The 4,567-nt window shown below is 38.1% G+C and carries 1 protein-coding gene and 1 pseudogene; one reads left to right on the top strand and one right to left on the bottom strand.

Going from position 1 to position 4,567, the window contains the following annotated elements:
• Positions 1 to 4,088: hybrid sensor histidine kinase/response regulator transcription factor (locus WKT20_RS17610; RefSeq protein WP_340417825.1), on the bottom strand; the 4,088-nt coding region annotated here is incomplete at its 3' end.
• A 174-nt stretch (positions 4,089 to 4,262) separates the two neighbouring features.
• On the opposite strand from WKT20_RS17610, the pseudogene WKT20_RS17605 reads away from it, so the two are divergent.
• Positions 4,263 to 4,567 (top strand): annotated as a pseudogene (locus tag WKT20_RS17605) (hypothetical protein); the annotation flags it as partial.

Here is a 4,567-nt window from a genome sequence, read left to right as displayed (position 1 = left end):
TCCGTTTTTTCATCAATGGATTTTCCGGTCAACTTCTTTAAATAATCGGAAGCTGACATACCGAACTCTTCCTTGAAGCACTGACGGAAGTACACGCTGCTATTGATTCCTACCTTAAATGCAATTTCTGAAATCGAATATTTCCCTTCCAGCAGATACTTTTCAGCCAGTTGCATTTTAACTTTTCGGATATATTCATTGGTTGACATACCCGTAAGTGCTTTTACCTTGCGGTAGAGTGTGGAACTGCTCATGCACATCACATTGGAAAGTACGGTAATATCTACATTTTCTGAGGTTGCCAGGCTTTCAGTGATGGCATTTGTAATCTTGTCCATGAATTCTTTGTCCAGTTTGTTCATGGATTCTGTAATAATAGCTCTTTTTTCCTCCATACTTTGTTTTTCCGGTTTTTCAGGACGGATGGCAAATCGTTCTGACAAAAGTCGCCTTTGTGTCAGCAGATTACTGATGCGGCTTTGCAGCAGACTGGCACTGAAAGGTTTTGTCAGATAGGAATCTGCTCCTGCCTGATAGCCTTCTTCTTTGTCGGTTATACTATCTTTTGCTGTCAGTAAAATAATAGGGATGTGGCTGGTACGCATGTCCGCTTTCAGTTTCTGACACATAATGATTCCATTCATCACTGGCATCATTATGTCGCTGACCACGATATCTGGAATGCATTCTGTGGCTATTTGTAATCCTTCTTTACCGTTGGCAGCTGTTTTTACCTCATATAAGTCAGTGAATGCATCTGCAATATAGTCGCGTATGTCGGCATTATCTTCTACAACGAGAATGATCGGACGTGCATTCTTATTGGGCTCTGTAGCTTCCAACTTCTCAAAGGAGTTCTCTTCTTTGGTGTCTTGCTTGTCTGTTTGTATATCTTCTCCATGTAATGCGTGAGGGTATATATTTTCAGCCAGCAGACGCAGATAGAATTTAGTACCGACGTCGGGCAAACTCTTTACCTGAATATCTCCTTCATGTAATTTCACCAGATTCTTCACCAAAGCCAGTCCGATGCCTGTTCCTGAGGCCTGATGTGCTTCGCTTTCCTGATAATAGCGTTCGAAAATATGTGTAAGTGCTTCTTGTCCGATTCCATATCCGGTATCTTCTACGGAAAGTTGTGCATATCGTATGCCATTTTCTGTAACCCATTCAGCACGGATACGGATGTATCCTTTTTCTGTGTATTTTAGTGCATTGGAAATCAGATTGTCTAGTACTACAGTAATGACTTCTTTGTCAAAAAACAATGTCATATTCTCATCTTCCACTTCTATCAGGATCTGAATCTCAGGTTTGTTATTTAGTTCTTTGTATTTCAGCCCAGTTTCGTAAACTACATTGGTTAGATTTCCTTTTGTGACACAAAGTTTTTTATTTTGTGTCTCTGTTTTTCGGAAATCCAGTATCTGATTTATCAGATTCAGTAATCGTACGGCACTTTGATGAATGACAGAGATACGATGGTGGTCTTTGCTGGAAAGTGTATTACTTTTCACCAGGTCTTCCAGTGGCCCTAAAATCAATGTCAATGGAGTGCGCAGTTCATGGGTGATATTCGTGTAGAAGCGCAGACGCTCGTCATTGAGCTCTTGTTCCTGTTCGTGGCTTTTCTTTTCTGATTCGTACAGATACTCCAGATTCAGTTTACGTTTGTACGCCCATAGTCCGATGAAAAGAAGTCCTACGGCCAAAAGTACATAAAGTAGTTTTGCCCACCAGGAAAGCCATAATGGGGGAGCGATAATAATTTCTATGGATGATACTTCATTTGACCATTCTTGGTTGCGGATACGGGTTTTAATTAAAAACTCGTATTTTCCAGGTGGAAGGTTACGGAATGTGACGTTGTTGGGTTCTTTTACCGTATACCATGCGTTTTCCAGCCCTTTAAGCATATAGGCATACTCCACTCTTTCATTCAGCGAGTAATCCTGTATGTTGAATGAAATATTGAAATTGTTTTGCAGGTGTTTTAGTCGTACACTTTCTTTATTAATTAAAGGAATTTCTGTTTCATTACTGTTTTCAGCGATAAGAGGTTCAAAAACCGTTATTTTTCCAATAATGGCTTTGGGAGCTTGTCGTTTCTCCAGAATATAACTGGGAGTAAAATAGCAAAGTCCGTTGGTCGAACCGAAATATAAAACTCCATTTTGGTCTTTACAGGCACTTCTTCCGGTAAAGCTTGCCATTGGAATATTGTCTCTGAAGTCATAATTATAGATGCTTTCTTCACTTCGCACGAAACAGCTGATTCCTTGATTAGTACTGAACCAGATGTTCTGGTTTTCATCTTCCTCAATAGCCCAAATAAAGGTATTGGCTAATCCTTCATTACGCTGGTAGACTTTATACTTCCAAGGGGATTTATTTTCAAATTGGACTAATCCTTCTCCTGTAGCAGCCCATATATAACCTTTTGAGTCCTCAAAAATCTGGTTGATGGTGTTAGACGGAAAGTTAAGATAGGTGTTGAAGTCTTTTAACAGCTTCCAGTCTGAGGAATACAGAAATATTCCGCTTCCAAAGCTTCCTACCCATATTTGTCCTTTTTGGTCTTTAATAACCGTACGTACAAGGTTATCTGGAAGGTGTGTATGTTGACGGATTTTTTTACTGTCTCTTTCTATTTGGAAGACTCCATTACTGGTTCCTACCCAAATAATGCCTTCTTTGTCTTCATAGAGTGAACGGACATCTTGGGTAGCATATGCTTCTGGAAAAATCTGGTGAAATGTTTGTTTGTGCGTATCATAAAACATAATTCCTCCATAAAATATACCAAACCATAAATTACCTTGTTTATCGCATAAGGCTGTCTGTATGGAGTTGCCACTAAGTTTTCCGGCATTTTTTGTGTAAGTAGCTGTTCTTTTCCCTGCTTTTATTACATTAATTCCTCCTCCATCTGTACCAACCCATAAATTGTTCTGCTTGTCAAGGCATACAGCGCTGGCAATATGAGAACTTAGGTCACTTTCAGATGAATTTTGTGAATAACTGAACGATTTAAACAGAGTGGTATTAGAACTAAGAAAATTGACGCCTCCTCCCCATGTTCCAGCCCAGATATTTTGATGTGAATCTTGATACAGACAGCGTACAGTTGAGTTATTCAGGTAATATTCATTATCTCCAGCCTGGATGTAATGTATGCTTTCGGCTGTATAAAACAAACTCTTGGAAAGATTGATAATGGCAATTCCTCCAAACTCAGTGGCTACCCATAATTCATTTTCATTGAATTGTTGGATGTCGTATATTCGATGCGTAAGAGGGGATTCTTGTTCTCCTATTCTAATGAAGTGCTCTGTTTCTGGATTATATAGGGCTAATCCTTTTTCTGTACCAATCCATAGATTTCCAGTATTGTCTTTGAATATGCATTGGACATTATTGCTTGGTATTGTTGTATCGTCCAGTTTGTTATAAGTAAAGTTTTTGATTTTCTTGGTTTTAATTGAGAGAATACTCATTCCGTGTTGTGCATGGCCTATGTACAGGTTTCCCTTGTGGTCATCAACTACAGTCCAAACGGTATTGCTCGGAAGTCCTGGGACAGTCTGCTGGTTATAGTGTGTAAATTTTCCGGTTTTTTTGTCTAAATATTCTATTCCTCTCCAATAAGTTGCAACCCATAAATTGCCGTCTGCTGCAATTGCCAGATTTGTCACATCGTTTGTAGCAATACTGTATGGATTATTGTCATCATGCAGGAAAATCGTTTGTTTGTTGGTTTGATAGTTGAATGCGTTAAGCCCGGCGCGTTGGGTACCAATCCATAGCACAGGATCTTGTGGATCATCTAATAGGCAATTCAACTCGTTCCCTGTCAAATTAAGCGATTGGCTATTATCTTTTTTATAATACGAACTGAATAATCCACCTTCTAGCTTATTGAGTCCGTCTTCAGTTGCAAACCAAAGATAGCCGTTTTTGTCTTCAGCAATGTCAATGATATAATTGTTGGATAGTTTTTTCTCTAATCCAAGCTTCTTGATTGTATACTGTTGACCATAGCTGGAAAGAATCTGTATACAAAGGAAAAAAGTAAAAAGATATTTCATATTGTTCATTTTGGTAGATTCAAAAATAGTAATATTTATTGAATTAAAGGGATGTAAATCATACAATGAATGATTTGTGCTCGGTCATTGCATGATGTTTTTTCTTAATTGATAATAAGGTTAAGTATTTTTGAAATCGAAAAATATAATGTTTAATCATAAATACTAATAATTATGAGGACAAGATTCTTAAAGATTTCTTTGCTCTGTGCGCTTTTTGCTACAGGGGTCTTTGTAACAGGATGTAGTGATGAAAATGGATATGCAGATGTTGATGGAGAATCACCTGTTGCAGTGTTAAAAACAGACCATATTCAAAGTGGTGCAGGACATGACTTCACAATTGAAGGAACTCTTACTGATGCAGATGGAATTTCTGCAATTAAGTTGCAATGTGCAGATTTGTATCTGAACAAAACCATTGATTTAATAGAAATCTATGGTGAACCCCAAACTTCCTATGATTTAAGCTATAAATT

Origin of the sequence: Phocaeicola sp. ICN-14070 (assembly GCF_037892625.1) — a bacterium.
Lineage (GTDB): Bacteria > Bacteroidota > Bacteroidia > Bacteroidales > Bacteroidaceae > Phocaeicola > Phocaeicola plebeius.
The sequence above is the reverse complement of the archived record's forward strand: the minus strand, read 5'-3'. Positions and strand labels throughout refer to the sequence as shown.